Origin of the sequence: Uliginosibacterium flavum, assembly GCF_040566545.1 — a bacterium.
Classification (GTDB): Bacteria; Pseudomonadota; Gammaproteobacteria; order Burkholderiales; family Rhodocyclaceae; genus Uliginosibacterium; species Uliginosibacterium flavum.
Genome location: NZ_JBEWZI010000007.1, coordinates 77,881 through 92,327 on the forward strand (window position 1 = coordinate 77,881; position 14,447 = coordinate 92,327).

At 61.0% G+C, this 14,447-nt stretch carries 12 protein-coding genes; 5 read left to right on the forward strand and 7 right to left on the reverse strand.

Translation table 11 applies throughout. From position 1 onward, the window contains the following. Positions 1-330: 330 nt before the first annotated feature. From ABXR19_RS08195 to ABXR19_RS08215, 5 genes are all read left to right on the forward strand, one after another. The gene (locus ABXR19_RS08195; protein ID WP_354600632.1) at positions 331-3,633 is read left to right on the forward strand and encodes a transglutaminase family protein; all 3,303 of its coding nucleotides are present in this window, start codon (positions 331-333) and stop codon (positions 3,631-3,633) included. 74 nt (positions 3,634-3,707) lie between these two features. After that, the gene (locus ABXR19_RS08200; protein WP_354600633.1) at positions 3,708-6,176 is read left to right on the forward strand and encodes a circularly permuted type 2 ATP-grasp protein; all 2,469 of its coding nucleotides are present in this window, start codon (positions 3,708-3,710) and stop codon (positions 6,174-6,176) included. Next, complete coding sequence (locus ABXR19_RS08205) at positions 6,173-7,171, forward strand: transglutaminase family protein (protein WP_354600634.1); 999 nt, start codon at positions 6,173-6,175, stop codon at positions 7,169-7,171. The genes ABXR19_RS08200 and ABXR19_RS08205 overlap by 4 nt, the downstream gene beginning before the upstream one ends. A 68-nt stretch (positions 7,172-7,239) precedes the next feature. After that, on the forward strand, positions 7,240-7,425 hold the full coding sequence (locus ABXR19_RS08210; protein WP_354600635.1) for a hypothetical protein: 186 nt from the start codon (positions 7,240-7,242) through the stop codon (positions 7,423-7,425). A 243-nt stretch (positions 7,426-7,668) separates the two neighbouring features. Continuing rightward, positions 7,669-7,887 carry a hypothetical protein gene (locus ABXR19_RS08215; protein ID WP_354600636.1) on the forward strand — a complete coding sequence of 73 codons (219 nt, stop codon included), beginning with the start codon at positions 7,669-7,671 and terminating at the stop codon, positions 7,885-7,887. A gap of 160 nt (positions 7,888-8,047) precedes the next feature. On the opposite strand, the gene ABXR19_RS08220 is transcribed toward ABXR19_RS08215, so the two are convergent. The 7 genes from ABXR19_RS08220 to otsB all read right to left on the reverse strand — a co-directional run bounded on the left by ABXR19_RS08220 (position 8,048) and on the right by otsB (position 14,445). Beyond that, positions 8,048-8,845, reverse strand: coding sequence for a transglutaminase family protein (locus ABXR19_RS08220; RefSeq protein ID WP_354600637.1), 798 nt, complete (start codon positions 8,843-8,845; stop codon positions 8,048-8,050). Positions 8,846-9,173: 328 nt separating this feature from the next. Next, positions 9,174-10,118, reverse strand: a complete 945-nt coding sequence (locus tag ABXR19_RS08225; protein ID WP_354600638.1) for an alpha-E domain-containing protein — start codon at positions 10,116-10,118, stop codon at positions 9,174-9,176. A 13-nt stretch (positions 10,119-10,131) separates the two neighbouring features. Then, the gene (locus tag ABXR19_RS08230; protein WP_354600739.1) at positions 10,132-11,523 is read right to left on the reverse strand and encodes a circularly permuted type 2 ATP-grasp protein; all 1,392 of its coding nucleotides are present in this window, start codon (positions 11,521-11,523) and stop codon (positions 10,132-10,134) included. 299 nt (positions 11,524-11,822) lie between these two features. After that, a complete protein-coding gene (locus tag ABXR19_RS08235; protein ID WP_354600740.1) occupies positions 11,823-12,152 on the reverse strand; it encodes a DUF2752 domain-containing protein in 330 nt (109 codons plus the stop codon). Further along, on the reverse strand, positions 12,124-12,435 hold the full coding sequence (locus ABXR19_RS08240) for a TM2 domain-containing protein (protein ID WP_354600639.1): 312 nt from the start codon (positions 12,433-12,435) through the stop codon (positions 12,124-12,126). Before ABXR19_RS08240 ends, ABXR19_RS08235 begins: the two co-directional genes overlap by 29 nt. 444 nt (positions 12,436-12,879) lie before the next feature. Next, positions 12,880-13,311 carry a COG4315 family predicted lipoprotein gene (locus ABXR19_RS08245; protein ID WP_354600640.1) on the reverse strand — a complete coding sequence of 144 codons (432 nt, stop codon included), beginning with the start codon at positions 13,309-13,311 and terminating at the stop codon, positions 12,880-12,882. Positions 13,312-13,653: 342 nt separating this feature from the next. After that, positions 13,654-14,445, reverse strand: a complete 792-nt coding sequence (gene otsB / locus ABXR19_RS08250; protein ID WP_354600641.1) for a trehalose-phosphatase — start codon at positions 14,443-14,445, stop codon at positions 13,654-13,656. Between the last annotated feature and the right edge of the window lie 2 nt (positions 14,446-14,447).

The window sequence follows — 14,447 nt, forward strand, 5'->3', positions numbered from 1 at the left end:
AGCCGACGATTGTACCTTTGTGCAGCGGGCGGGGGAATCTTGACGCGGCGCCGGGCGCCATCAGGATGTGCTCGCCAGGCCGCATCCCGCCTTGCTCTGCGGCAAGCCTGTCTGAAGAGGCCCGCGCAGCAAGCGTCTTCAGCCTGCAAATTTCTGTAACAGTAACAACCCAAGCTGGCTGGCGCCAGATTGGTGCCCTGCACCAGCAAGCGCTGCCCGGATGCGCGCGCTTGGTGCCAAAGTCTTTGTCCTGCCCCCAAAACCTCTGTAGAACGGGCTTTGCACGGTCCTTGCTAACAAAGAAACGCCCCGCTCCGAGAAGAGAATCCCATGTCGATCCAAGTTGCCCTGCATCACGTCACCCATTACCGTTACAACAAGCGGATTGCCCTGGGCCCGCAAATCGTGCGCCTGCGCCCGGCGCCACATGCACGCACGCGGGTGCTGAGCTATTCGCTGCGGGTGCTGCCAGCGACGCATTTCATCAACTGGCAACAGGATCCGCAGTCGAATTATCTGGCACGACTGGTCTTCCCCGAAAAGACCCGCGAGTTTCGCGTCGAAGTCGACCTGCTGGTCGAGATGTCGGTGCAGAACCCTTTCGACTTCTTCCTGGAGCCGGAGGCGATGGAGTTCCCGTTCAGCTACGCGGACTCCCTCTCCGGCGAACTGGCGCCCTTCGTCAAGACCGCGCCGATGACACCGCTGCTCGAGGCTTTCGTGGACAGCGTGTCGCGCGAGCCGATGCCGACCAACGATTTTCTGGTGGCGCTGAACCAACGTTTGATGGGCGCCGTAAGCTATGGCATCCGCATGGAGCCAGGGGTGCAGACGCCGGAAGAAACGCTGGAGAAAGCTGCGGGCTCCTGTCGCGATTCGGCCTGGCTGATGGTCGCGGTGCTGCGCCATCTCGGCCTGGCCGCGCGTTTCGTGTCGGGCTACCTGATCCAGCTGAAGCCGGATGTGAAGTCGCTGGACGGCCCCTCCGGCACCGAAGTGGACTTCACCGATCTGCACGCCTGGTGCGAGGTGTATCTGCCGGGAGCAGGCTGGGTCGGGCTGGACCCGACCTCGGGCCTATTCGCCGGTGAAGGCCACATTCCGCTGGCCTGCTCGCCCGAACCGTCTTCGGCTGCGCCCATCGAAGGCGCGGTGGAAGCCTGCAAGGTCGAGTTTGAACACAGCATGAAGATCACCCGCGTGCTGGAGCCGCCGCGCGTGACCCTGCCTTACACCGATGCGCAGTGGACGAACATCAAAGCGCTGGGGCGCAAGATTGATCGCGATCTCAGTCGCCATGACGTGCGCCTGACGCAGGGTGGCGAGCCGACCTTCGTGTCCTTCGATGACCGCGATGGTGCGGAGTGGAATACCGAAGCGATGGGGCCGAAAAAACGCATCCTCTCGTCCACCTTGTTCGCCCGTCTCAAGGAAAAATACGCACCGCTGGGCCTGCAGCATTTCGGTCAGGGCAAGTGGTATCCGGGCGAGCAATTGCCGCGCTGGTCGCTGAATCTGTACTGGCGCAAGGACGGCGAGGCGCTGTGGTCTGACCCCGCCCTGTGTGCCGAGGAAGACAAGGAATACGGCGCCACCACGGCCAAGGCCGGTGCTTTTCTCAGAGGCGTGGCGCGGCGCCTGAAGATCACCACGGAATATGTGTTCCCGGCCTTCGAGGACACCTTCTACTACCTGTGGCGCGAGCGCAATTTGCCGATCAACGTCGATCCGCTGGATTCGCGCGTCGATGATCCGCTGGAGCGCGCCCGTCTGCGCAAGGTCTTCGATCAGGGTCTGGGCAAAACGGTGGGCTGGGTGCTGCCGCTGGCGCGCGACCCGAGCGGAGAAGCCTGGCAGACCAGCCCCTGGTTCGTGCGCGAGGGGCGCTGTTACCTGATGCCGGGCGACTCACCCGTGGGCCTGCGCCTGCCGCTGGATCGCCAGCCCTGGGTGAGCAAGGCCGACTATCCGTATTCGCATCCACTCGATCCGGGCGAGAAACAGCCTCCTTTGGCAAAGAAAAACGACGCCGGCGACAAGGCAAAGAAGGCCGTCAAAATGGTTGCGGGGCGGGATCCGCGCATCCCTGAATTGTTCGAATCGGCCGACTGGGTGGCGCGCACGGCAATGTGCGCCGAAGCCCGCGGTGGGCGGCTCTACGTCTTCATGCCGCCGACCCCGGTGCTGGAGAATTATCTTGAGGTCGTCGCCGCCGTCGAAGCCACCGCCAAGGCCATGAAGATGCCGGTGGTGATCGAAGGCTACGAGCCGCCCAAGGACGCACGCCTGACCGTGCTGCGCGTGACGCCCGACCCCGGCGTGATTGAGGTGAATGTGCAGCCGGTGGCCAGCTGGGACGAGCTGGTCGAACAGACCACCTCTCTGTATGACATGGCCCACGCCACGCGTCTGTCATCCGAAAAATTCATGCTCGATGGCCGCCACATCGGCACCGGCGGTGGCAATCACTTCGTCTTCGGCGGTGTCACGCCGATCGATTCGCCCTTCCTGCGCCGGCCCGACCTGCTGGCCAGCATGATCGCCTACTGGCACAACCATCCGGCCCTGTCCTACCTGTTCTCGGGCCTTTTCGTCGGCCCGACCAGTCAGGCCCCGCGCATCGACGAGGCACGCAACGACTCGGTCTACGAGATCGAGGTGGCCCTGGCCGAAATGCGCAAACGCACCGAGGAAAGCACGGGGCCGTGTCCGCCCTGGCTGGTGGACCGCCTGCTGCGCAATCTGCTGATCGACGTGACAGGGAATACACACCGCGCCGAATTCTGCATCGACAAGCTGTACTCGCCGGACTCCTCCACCGGCCGCCTCGGCCTGCTCGAAATGCGCGGCTTCGAGATGCCACCGCATGCGCAGATGAGTCTCGCCCAGCAACTGCTGATGCGCGCGCTACTGGCGCGCTTCTGGCAGGAGCCGTATCAGCCCAACCGTCTGAAACGCTGGGGCACCGAGCTGCATGACCGCTTCATGCTGCCGCATTGCATCTGGGAAGACTTTTGCGACGTCATCACCGAGCTGCAGGAATTCGGTTACGCACTGCAGCCCGAATGGTTCGCGCCGCATTTCGAATTTCGCTTCCCCAAACTGGGCGATTTCGTCGCGAAAAATGTCGAGGTGCAACTACGCCTGGCGCTGGAGCCCTGGCATGTCATGGGCGAGGAAAATGCCGGCGGTGGCGCCGTGCGTTTCGTCGATGCCTCGGTCGAACGCATCGAGGTGAAGGTCACGGGCCTCGTCGAAGACCGCCATGTGCTGGCCTGCAACGGGCGCGCCATTCCGCTGCAGCCCACCGGTGTGCCGGGCGAATTCGTCGGCGCGGTGCGCTACCGCGCCTGGCAGCCGAGCAGCTGCCTGCATCCGACCATCCCGGTGCATGCGCCACTGACCATCGACCTGGTCGATACCTGGATGGCTCGCTCGCTGGGCGGCTGCCAGTATCACGTCTCGCATCCGGGCGGGCGCAGCAGCGAGACCTTCCCGATCAATGCACTGGAGGCCGAAGCGCGGCGCCTGGCGCGCTTCTTCCGCACTGGCCACACGCCGGGTGAAGTCAAACTTCCACGCGAAGAGCGCAACCCGGACTTCCCGTTCACGCTGGATTTGCGCCGCGGATGATTGCTTTCCGGGCTGAGGCTGGCGATAGTAGCGTCCGCCTCAGCCCGCACAGGGCCTAAAAACAAAGACAGAGCATGCCCAAGCAACTATTTTCAGACTACCCGCAAGATTCGCAGCGCTTCGACGAGATGTTCGTCAGCGCAGGCGTGCCACGTCCGCATTACGCCGGGCTCTATGCCCGCCTGACGCGGCAGAGCGTCACCCAGGTGCGCGATCTGTTCAGTGAAGTGGATCGTCAGGTACGTGACAACGGCATCACCTACAATGTCTATGATGAGGCCGAAGGCGGCAGCCGGCCCTGGCAACTGGACCCGCTGCCGCTGATCATCCCCGCAGACGAATGGCGCGGGATCGAGCAGGCCGTGATCCAGCGCGCCACTTTGTTCAACCGCATCCTCGCCGACCTGTACGGCCCGCAAACCCTGTTCGCCGAAGGCCGCCTGCCCCCCGCGCTGATCCTCGGCCACCCCGGCTTTCAACGCCCGGCCCACGGCATCGTGCCCCGCAATGGCGTGCATCTGAATCTGCTTGCGGTGGATCTGGCGCGCGCGCCTGACGGGCGTTGGTGGGTCATCAATGATCGTACACAGGCGCCCTCCGGCGCGGGCTATGCGCTGGAGAACCGCATCATCACCTCGCGCCTGCACGCCGATCTGTTCCGCGAACTGCGCGTGCAGCGGCTGGCGCCCTTCTTTGCGGCGCTGCGCGATTCGATTGCCAGTTACGCACCACACGATGACGGCCAGACCAACACCGTACTGCTCACGCCGGGGCCCTACAACGAAACCTATTTTGAACAAGCTTACCTCGCGCGCTACCTCGGCTTCCCGCTGGTCGAGGGTCAGGATCTGACCGTGCGCGATGGCTGCGTATGGCTCAAAACCCTGTCCGGCCTGCGCCGCGTGCACGCCATCGTGCGTCGCATGGACGATGATTTCTGTGATCCGCTGGAACTGCGCGCCGACTCGGCCCTGGGCGTGCCCGGCCTGATGGATGTGGTGCGCCGCGGCAATGTGCTGCTGGCCAATTCGGTCGGCTCCAGCGTACTGGAAACCGGCGCACTGACCGGCTTTTTGCCCGGTCTGTGCGAACACTTGCTGGGCGAAAAGCTCGCCATGCCGGGCGCCGCGACCTGGTGGTGCGGCGAGGCGCCCGCGATGGAAGATGCGCTGGAGAAGGCCGATCATCTGGTCTTCAAGAGCGCCATGCCGCAGACCCACGGACGTCGTTTCGGCCCGGTTTTCGGCGAGGATCTGGACAAGGCCGGGCTGGCGGCACTGAGCGCCAAGGTGCGCGCCGCGCCACGCGAGTTCCTCGCGCAGGAACTGGTCGCCCTGTCGCGCGTACCGGTGCTGGATCGTCAGCAGATGCGACATCTGGTTGATCGCTCGGCAGGCATGCGCGTCTTCGCGGTGGCCACCCCGGAAGGCTACATGGTGATGCCTGGTGGGCTGGCGCGCACCTCCAGCGAACATGACGTTCGCCTGTTGTCGAGCCAACGCGGCGGCGGCAGCAAGGACGTGTGGGTCTGCGGCGAACATGCCGCTTCGCCCCTGAGCTTGCTGCGCCGGCCGGTGAGCGCCACCGATCTGGTACGTAGCGGAGCAGGCCTGTCCAGCCGCGTGGTCGAAAACCTGTTCTGGTTCGGACGCTATTCCGAACGCTGTGACAATCTTGCCCGCTATCTGCGCGTGGCGCTGGGGCGTGTCACCGACAATCAGGAAACGCCCATCGAATGGGCCGCGCTGGCAGCTTTCGGCAAACAGATCGGCATCCTGCCCAAGGCCTGCGACGAGCGCGATGCGATCCGCCCGCTGCTGCGCAGCGTGGTGGACTCCAGCGTGGCCGGCGGCCTAGCCTCGCACATTCTGCATCTGTCGCGCGCCGGTTTCCAGCTGCGCGAGCGCCTGTCAACCGACAACTGGCGCACCCTCAACGCACTGGCCCGCAGCGTCGAAAAGAAGCCGCACGAAGACGTTGGCATCTACGAGGCGATGGCCCTGCTCGACGAACTGATCACCAGCTTCATGACCCTGGCCGGCTTCACGCTGGACGGCATGACGCGCGACCACGGCTGGCGTTTCCTCTCGCTGGGGCGACGGATCGAGCGCCTGCAGTTCCAGACCGAAGCCATCGAAACCGCCATGCGCATGGGCGAAGAAGGCAATCCCGAATGGCTGCTCGAAATTTCAGACTCCATCGTCACCTACCGCTCGCGCTACATGGCGCGCCCGGAATGGCTGGCGGTACTGGATCTGCTGATTGCCGACGAAGCCAATCCGCGTGGCATCGTATTCCAGACCGGCGGCCTGCGCGACTATCTGAAGCGACTGGATGAGAGCCTGGGCGACATGCCCGATACCGGCATCGAAGCCCTGCACACACGCTTGCTGCATCTTGATCCGGAGAAGGACTTCCATCCCGGCTCGGCATCGTTGCAGGAAGCATTGGCGACCTTGCGCAGCGCCTCCGCTGAGCTGTCGAATCAGATCAGCCTGCATTTTTTCAGCCACTCCGATGAAAGCGTGCGGGTGATTGCATGAGCCAGACTCAAAGCCAGAGCCAGACCAAAGCTCAAAGCCAGCGCTATCACGTCATCCACGAAACCCTGTATCGCTACGGCGCCCCGGTCAGCCTGTCGCAGCACCTGCTGCACCTGACGCCGCGCCCCTTTGACTTCCAGCGCACCCTGCATCACCAGATCGAAATCCTGCCGGCCCCGATGGAACGCAAGGAACATCTGGACTGGTTCGGCAATCCCTCGCAATGGATCACCGTGCGCCAACCGCACGCCACGCTGCGCCTGATTGCCGCCAGCACCGTCGACGTGCTGGCGCGCCCGCTCAGCTGGCGGCATGCCGGCAGCCCGGGCTGGGAAACGGTTGCCGCCCAGCTTGCCGCCTTCCCGTCGTCAGCACCGCTCGATGCACAGGAATTCGCCCTGCCTTCACCGCAAGCTCCCCTGCTTGAAGAAGTCCGCCAATGGGCGCTCTCCAGCTTCACGCCCCGGAGACCCTTGCTAAGCGCGACTCGCCACCTCATGGCGCGCATTCACGGCGAATTCAAGTTCGACCCCAAGGCCAGCACCGTCAGCACCCCACTGGCCGAAACCTTCAAGAACCGGCGTGGCGTGTGCCAGGATTTCAGCCACCTGATGATCAGCGCTCTGCGCGCGCTGGGCCTCGCGGCGCGCTACATGAGCGGCTACATCCTCACCCACCCCGCACCCGGCAAACCACGTCTGATCGGGGCTGACGCCTCGCACGCCTGGGTTGCCGTGTGGTGCCCGGACAATGGCTGGGTCGGCTTCGACCCCACCAACAACTGCCAACCCGATCTGGAGCATGCCCTGCTTGGCTGGGGTCGCGACTTTGGCGACGTCACCCCGATGCGCGGCGTCATCCTCGGCGGCTCCTCGCACAAGGTCGAAGTACAGGTCACCATGATGCCCGCCGAATCCCGTGACTTTGCGGAGCTGCTGGAGGACGTGAAGAAACGCTCGCTGGTACAGGCTCCTGAAGAAGATAGCGCGCCTTGATCGTGATGGAACGTTTGTTGCATGAAAACCATGCAGGCACTCTCGCCTGCGTGGCCAAGGAGAACACCATGCTCATCGAACGCGACATGACCGAATTCTCTTGCCCCCGCACCGGCCCGGTTCTGGCAGGGCCAGCACCAATGCAAGCGGATCGCGACCTGATCAGCCCCCAAGCGCAACTCCAGCTCTGCCAGATCGAGCGCGAGCCTGCCGCGCCAGCCCATCCCATGATGGTGCGCAACGGATGGCGTTGAGCGGCCAAGACTAGGCTGAAGAGCCGCTCCCGGCCCTCTTTTGCGGCATCCCGCCCGCAGTGGAGCGCCGGATGCGGATCCTCGGCTACGCTCGAATATCTGCTTACCTCTGCGCATCACCTTATCCGTGCGCGCAAAGCGCACAATGTGAGCGGCCTCGTTCACAAACAGATGGTGTGGCTCCCGTCAGAAGGATCGTCAGCAAACGCGGCGAGTCATCCATCACCCACGAAAGAGAGCGAAATGAATATGAATAGAATTATTGCCATTGTCCTGATTGTCGCCGGCGTGCTCGCTCTGCTTTACGGCGGCTTCAGTTATACCAAAGACACGACGGCCGTTAAGCTGGGACCGATCGAGTTTTCCGTAAAGGAGAAGGAAACCGTCAACGTCCCGGTCTGGGCAGGGATTGCCGCCATCGTTGCTGGCGGTCTTGTTCTGGTTCTGGGCAGCAAAAAATGAGCCGCCGACAGGATGGTACGGCTCAAATACATTGCCTGAAGAGCCGCTCCCAGCCTTGCTTTTCAGCATACCTGTCGCAAGATCGTTGATGAACGGGTGTTTTCAACCAGCCTGCCTGAAGAAGCCCGCTGAGAGTGCCTCTTCGGGCAGCTAGAAAAAATCAGGCCGCCTGCACCGACACCCGCACTTCCTCGTGCCCGCCACCCTGATGAATACTGCGCATCGGGCAGGCATCGAGGTAATCGCGGCCGACCGCCAGACGGACCTGACGGCCACTGGCAAGCTGGGCACGGCGCGCGTCGACACTGACCCAACCGCCTTCGGCCTCCAGCCAGACATCCGCCCAGGCGTATTCGCTGGCGCGCTTGTGACTCGCGTCGCCGAGCTGGTAGCCGCTGACAAAGCGGGCGGGCAAGCCGGCAGCGCGGCAGGCGGCGATCAGAACATGCACCTGATCTGGCAAAGTGGCGCGACCACGGCCAAAACTGGCCGCAGCACCGCGCAAAGCCTCGCCACCTGAAGGCATCGGAAGCAATTCCTCGCGCAACACTTCCAGCATGGCCAGTACCATATCGATGCTTTGCGGCGGCTGTTTCAAGTGCTGATGCGAGAACTTCGCCAGTGCCGCATCGACGCTGGTGAGCTGAGTGCTGGCCAAGTAAATCTGCGGCGCGAGCGGGCTATCGCCCTGCCCAAAGTGAGACACGGCCTCATCCGGGACATCGACCACGCCGGTAACCAGGATGCGCACGTTTTCATGCGGCTCGGTCAGGGTCAGCAGGTGAGTCGTATTACCCCAAGTGTCGAGGCTGCAGCTGCTGCGTCCGGGTGTGCTGACGCGCCAATTTTCGATGCGCAAACCTGCCTCCTCGCGCGGGGTGATGCGCAGGTTGCGGATGCTGAAGCTGGCGGGGCTGTCGAAATGACAGCGGGTTTCATGGCGAATAGTGTATTTCATTATAAAAATCCTCCGGATTTTTAGTGCTGAGTGCTGAGTGCTGAGTGCTGAGTACACCATCAGCGTGCCCCGAGACCCGTGCCTGTCGTGCTTTTTCAGCACACATACTCGAAGAAGATTACCGGGCGCAGCTTTACAAGCACGTCCCGTAGGAGCTAGCGCAGCTGGCGATCCACGCGGGCAAATCGCCAGCTACGCGCTCCTACGTCACCCGCTCCAAGATCCTTGCCCGCATTGCCTCTGCAGCACTCCTGCTTGAAAACGCGTACTGGCCGCGGCTTCACAAGCACGCCCACTCAGCACTCAGAACTCAATCCTCAGCACTGTTTCAAGCAGTTACCGGCAACAGGAAATCGCTGGCTATCCGGTCGCCAATGTCATTGATGCGGGTAATGAAGCGCGTCAGGTAAGTATGCAAACCGGCTTCGAGCACATCTTCGATCCGCCCGTATTGCAAGCTGGCAGACAGCTCACCCGCTCGACGCCGGGTCTCGCTGGAGCGCTGGTTGGCGACTTCTTCGAGGAAGCTGGCGACTTCGGCGGTGCAATGCGCCAGCGAGCGCGGCATGTCACCGCGCAGGATGAGCAGCTCGGCAACGCGCGAGGGCGTGATCTGGTCGCGATACACCTTGCGATAAATCTCGAAGGCGGACACCGAATGCAGCAGCGCGCTCCATTGGTAGTACTCGCTGGCATCGTCGCGGCGCGGTGCTTCGGCGATGAAGTTGTATTTCACGTCGAGGATGCGCGCGGTATTGTCAGCGCGTTCGATGAAGGTGCCGAGGCGCAGGAAGCAGTTGGCTTCGTCACGCATCATGGTGGCAAAGCTGACGCCACGCGACTGGTGCGAACGCAACTTGACCCACTCGAAGAAGGCGTCGAGATCATCAGCGCCCATTTTCTCAATCTGGTATTCGCGCAGCTTGAGCCAGGTGGTGTTGATGGTTTCCCACAACTCGGCGGTAAGCGTGCCGCGCACGGCATGGGCGTTTTCGCGCGCCGAACGCAGGCAGGAGTAGATGCTGCCAGGATTGCTGCGATCCAGCGCCATAAAGTGCACGACATCATCCGGAATGACTTTGTCGTGAGTGGCGTGATAGCCCTCAAGCAGGCCAATGGAATCCAGCGTTTCGCGCCACAGACGCTCAACTTCACGCTCGCTCTGCGGCAGCAGCAGCATGCGATTGTTCACGTCGAGAATACGCGCGAGGTTTTCAGCGCGCTCGATATAGCGGGCCATCCAGTACAGGTGATCGGCGGTGCGTGACAACATGCTTGTTCCTTCCTTAATCTTCCATTACCCAGGTGTCTTTCGTGCCCCCGCCTTGCGAGGAGTTCACCACCAGCGAGCCTTCTTTCAAGGCCACACGGGTGAGGCCGCCGGGCACGAAACGCACTTCGTTGCCCGAAAGCACGAAGGGGCGCAGATCGATGTGGCGTGGCGCGATGCCGGCGTCCACAAAAGTCGGACAGGTCGACAGGGAAAGTGTGGGTTGGGCGATATATTTCTCGGGTGAAGCAAGGATGCGTTTGCGGAAATCTTCGATCTCGGCCTTGGTCGAAGCCGGGCCGACAAGCATGCCGTAGCCACCCGCGCCGTGAACCTCCTTGACCACCAGCTCGGCCAGATGGTCCAGCGTGTAGGCCAGATCGTCGGGCTTGCGCAACATGTAGGTGGGCACGTTGTTGAGCAGCGGCTCTTCCCCCAGATAGAAACGCACCATCTCGCCCACATACGGGTAAATCGATTTGTCATCAGCCACGCCGGTGCCGATAGCGTTTGACAGGGTGACATTGCCCGCTCGGTAGGCCGAGAGCAGGCCCGGCACGCCGAGCATGGAGTCCGGCCGGAAAGCAAGCGGGTCCAGGTAGTCATCATCGATGCGGCGGTAGATCACGTCCACGCGCTGCGGGCCTTGCGTGGTGCGCATGAAAACCTGCTCGTCGCTCACAAACAGATCCGGCCCTTCAACCAGCTCCACGCCCATCTGCTGCGCAAGAAAGGCATGCTCGAAATAGGCGCTGTTGAAGCTGCCGGGGGTGAGCACGACCACGGTCGGATCGAGCACCCCCTTGGGGGCGACTGCACGCAAGGTATCTAGCAGGAGGTCGGGATAGTGTTCGACCGGGGCAACGCGATTTTTCGAGAACAGCTCGGGAAAGAGCCGCATCATCATCTTGCGGTTCTCGATCATGTAGCTCACACCCGAGGGCACGCGCAGGTTGTCTTCGAGCACGTAATACTCGCCGGCGCCGGCGCGCACGATATCCACACCGGCAATCGCCGCATAGATATCCTTGGGCACGTCCACGCCCTGCATCTCAGGGCGATATTGCGCATTGTTCAGCACCTGCTCAGCCGGAATGCGCCCGGCCTTGAGGATCTCCTGCCCATGATAGATATCGTGCAGAAATGCGTTCAACGCCTTTACGCGCTGGCGCAAACCCGCAGCCATCGTCACCCATTCCTGTGCGGGAATGATGCGCGGAATGACATCAAAAGGGATCAGGCGCTCGGCACCGGCCTCGTCACCATATACGGCAAAGGTAATGCCGGAGCGATGAAACAGCGCATCAGCCTCTTGACGCTTGCGCGTAATGCGCTCGGCAGGCATGCCATCGAACCAGCCGACATAGCCCTCGTAATGCGGGCGCACCTCACCGGTAGCATTACTCATTTCATCAAAGAAACGGGCGTTGGCCGATTTGCTGGAAATTTGTTTTTGAATCTGAGCCACTGTTTTCTCCTGATGGAGCTGTTTTATCGGCTTAACCCCTGATGCGAGAAGCGTGCCATGTGCGCAGCACCATCATTCAGACAGGCCTCTGCAAGAAAGTGGCCCAGATTGGTGCGCGTCAAAATGCCCAAGGCCAAACTGGTGCATCACTCTGCAGCAACAGTGCCAAGTTTGCGCAAACCACTTTTCAGGGTGATGACTGCCCGGCTTGACAAGCCATGGCTGGGGCGAACAGCTGATCAGGGGCGAACATCAAGAGGAGCCTTCCGCACAGAGCCGAAAAGCCGCCAGCCCAGCCTTGCATATTCAAAACTCAGCAAAGGAAGAACAATGAAAACAAGCGGATTCAGCGCCCAAGCCGCAGAACAATCGCCATGCAGGGCTTGGAGGACGGCGCGCGTGATGCCGCAACCCCAGCATTCAAGGCCCGTCAGCAAACTGATCAGGCAGGGTGGCAACACGGAAAGGAGGAATACGGGAGCCACGAGGGCCGCGACTCCCAGTACGCTGATGCCCGCAAAAATCAGGGCATCCAGCCGCTTATTTCTTGAGAGGCAAACCCTTGGCATCCTTGAGGCCACCAGTGAGAATCATGATGAAGTCGATCAAAGCCCAGATACCGCAACCGCCGAGGGTCAGCAATTGCGCAATGCCAATGCCGGTATGCCCGGTATAAAATCGATGCACGCCAAAGCCACCCAGGAAAAAACACAGCAGCATGGTGGTCAGCCACTCCTTGTCAGAGACCGGTCCAGCCTGAGTCGAGCCGGCGGGCGTCACCGGCACACCACATTTGACGCAGACAACAGCCTTTTCATTCACTTCAGCCCCACACGCAGGACAAAATGCCATAGCGATACCCTTTTTTGGTGTTTTATGAACTCGGTCCGCAGATCAGGCCTTTGCACCGAAGCGTTCATCCTAACAACACGTACTGTGGCAAAGCAAGATCAGGGACATCTGGGCACTTTTGTATCGCAGTGATCAAATATCTGCTCAAAAGGCTGACCAAACGGCTTCGTGCGCTTCAAGTATCTCGATGATTCGGAGTAGCCAGGAACATCAGCGGGGAAAGCCCCCTTTTCGCCCTACGCACTTCGCTAGCGCCAAGGAGGATGCACATCAACCCCGGTCTTGTCGCGCTGGTCGAATAAGCTATTCAGTACAAACGATGATTTTGTGGCGTGCATGCTACTCAAGCAACCAGCATCTGGAAAACTGAGGGCGCCCATCCCGCGGGGGTGGGCGCCAAACCTCCGCACGCGTCAACTCGCAGACGCGTGAGAGGAGTGTCAATCAAGGCTTGGCCGCGACCCAGTCACTCGTCAAACCCTTGGCACAACCGTCGGCCTTCTTTTGGGCTGCTTCGACGTCTTTTTTCGAAGCGTCTTTTTTCAGAGCAGGAACCGTGCAGGAGTACAACCCCTGACCTTTATAAGCCCACTGACTCATGCCGTCCGGGCGCTCAAATATCGCGTAATCGCCAACGGCCTTGTCGTCCGGCTTCGCAAAAAGCGGCTGGTAAAATTTCAGGCAATCACGAACGCAAGCACTCTTGCCAACAACATCCTTCTTGAAGACATAGAGCGCATTGCCCTCCGTACTAACCAGCGTACTGCCTTTTGCCATGGCGGGCAGGCTGGCTGCGGGCGCAGACGGAGCAGTGCTGCAAGCTGCCAGCAAAACAAGCGCCAAAGATGATGCAGCAAAGCCGATCTGATGCTTCATGGTCTTCCTCCTATGATATTTAAGTTATGTACGGACACGAAACAAGCGGCCGTCGCGCATTATTTCCCCTTCTGGACAATTCGTAGATGGTGTTTTTTTAACACATCACCAGTGAAATGAATCTCTGCGCGATGCCCTGACGCACGCGCGCAGCGAAGCAGCGAAGACGCTCCAAAGTATTCAATTTAGATTATGGCGATTCTTGTTTTCAGGATGAAGTCCTGACCGAGATCCGAAACAGCGCGAGTCGGCACGGAGAAGAACGCTCTTCGCGACTCACCCCATGAAGACCAGCCGCCTAGTGATCAGGATTTTCCTGAAGGGGCCTTTTTCGCAGAAACGCTAAGGCCCTGCAAACAGCTTCCTGACATCCGGCCTCTGCAAGGACTCCAGCCCACTCAGCAAGCGCTGCAGAAACAGAAACATCTCATTTTGATGGGAAAGATGAAAGCGTGCCCGATGCCCGGCGGCGGGCTCTACTCGCACCGTCAGCCAGTCCTGCGGGGCTTTTTCAAACACCACATCGTCGGTCAGATCATCCCCTGCAAAAATGACGCTATCGCAACCCGACAGGATGAGCAGATGGCAGATGGCCCGGTATTTGTCGGGCGCATCGGGGGGCAATAGATTAAGCACACATTTACCTCCAATCAGCCGCGGGGCGGGGCTCAAACTGCTGGCGATCTTTTCAATCAGCGCCAGTGCATCGTCCCGTTCCCGTGCCAGCCGATAATGAAGGGACAGGGAATAGCCCTTGTCTTCCAGACGGACTCCGGCAGCGGAAAATTCTTGGGCGAACGGCTCCAGTGCGGCCTTCCACTGAGCGACTTGATCGTGAGCCAGATCGGGATGTACATCCGGCAAACCTTCTGCACCATGGTTGCCAATCAGGTAGTGCGGAACGAAGCCCAAGCGATCAATCACATCTGCCTTTGCGCGTCCACTGACAATAGCCACAGGCAGGCGGTTGCAAAGCTTTTTCAGGATGCGGGAAATGGCCAATGGCGCACGTGCATTTTCGGGCTGTGGCACGATGGGGGCAAGCGTGCCATCAAAGTCCAACGCAAGCAGCGGGCGCTGCGCCAGAATTCTGGCAATGGCCTTGTCACCATCCGGAGAAAACAGGTGAGGCATCG

Coding starts and splice junctions, on each gene's coding strand:
- ABXR19_RS08200 (WP_354600633.1), top strand. CDS start 3,708: ATGCCCAAGCAACTATTTTCAGACTACCCGCAAGATTCGCAGCGCTTC.
- ABXR19_RS08225 (WP_354600638.1), bottom strand. CDS start 10,118: ATGTTGTCACGCACCGCCGATCACCTGTACTGGATGGCCCGCTATATC.
- ABXR19_RS08205 (WP_354600634.1), top strand. CDS start 6,173: ATGAGCCAGACTCAAAGCCAGAGCCAGACCAAAGCTCAAAGCCAGCGC.
- ABXR19_RS08195 (WP_354600632.1), top strand. CDS start 331: ATGTCGATCCAAGTTGCCCTGCATCACGTCACCCATTACCGTTACAAC.
- ABXR19_RS08220 (WP_354600637.1), bottom strand. CDS start 8,845: ATGAAATACACTATTCGCCATGAAACCCGCTGTCATTTCGACAGCCCC.
- ABXR19_RS08215 (WP_354600636.1), top strand. CDS start 7,669: ATGAATATGAATAGAATTATTGCCATTGTCCTGATTGTCGCCGGCGTG.
- otsB (WP_354600641.1), bottom strand. CDS start 14,445: ATGCCTCACCTGTTTTCTCCGGATGGTGACAAGGCCATTGCCAGAATT.
- ABXR19_RS08230 (WP_354600739.1), bottom strand. CDS start 11,523: ATGAGTAATGCTACCGGTGAGGTGCGCCCGCATTACGAGGGCTATGTC.
- ABXR19_RS08240 (WP_354600639.1), bottom strand. CDS start 12,435: ATGGCATTTTGTCCTGCGTGTGGGGCTGAAGTGAATGAAAAGGCTGTT.
- ABXR19_RS08210 (WP_354600635.1), top strand. CDS start 7,240: ATGCTCATCGAACGCGACATGACCGAATTCTCTTGCCCCCGCACCGGC.
- ABXR19_RS08235 (WP_354600740.1), bottom strand. CDS start 12,152: ATGCCAAGGGTTTGCCTCTCAAGAAATAAGCGGCTGGATGCCCTGATT.
- ABXR19_RS08245 (WP_354600640.1), bottom strand. CDS start 13,311: ATGAAGCATCAGATCGGCTTTGCTGCATCATCTTTGGCGCTTGTTTTG.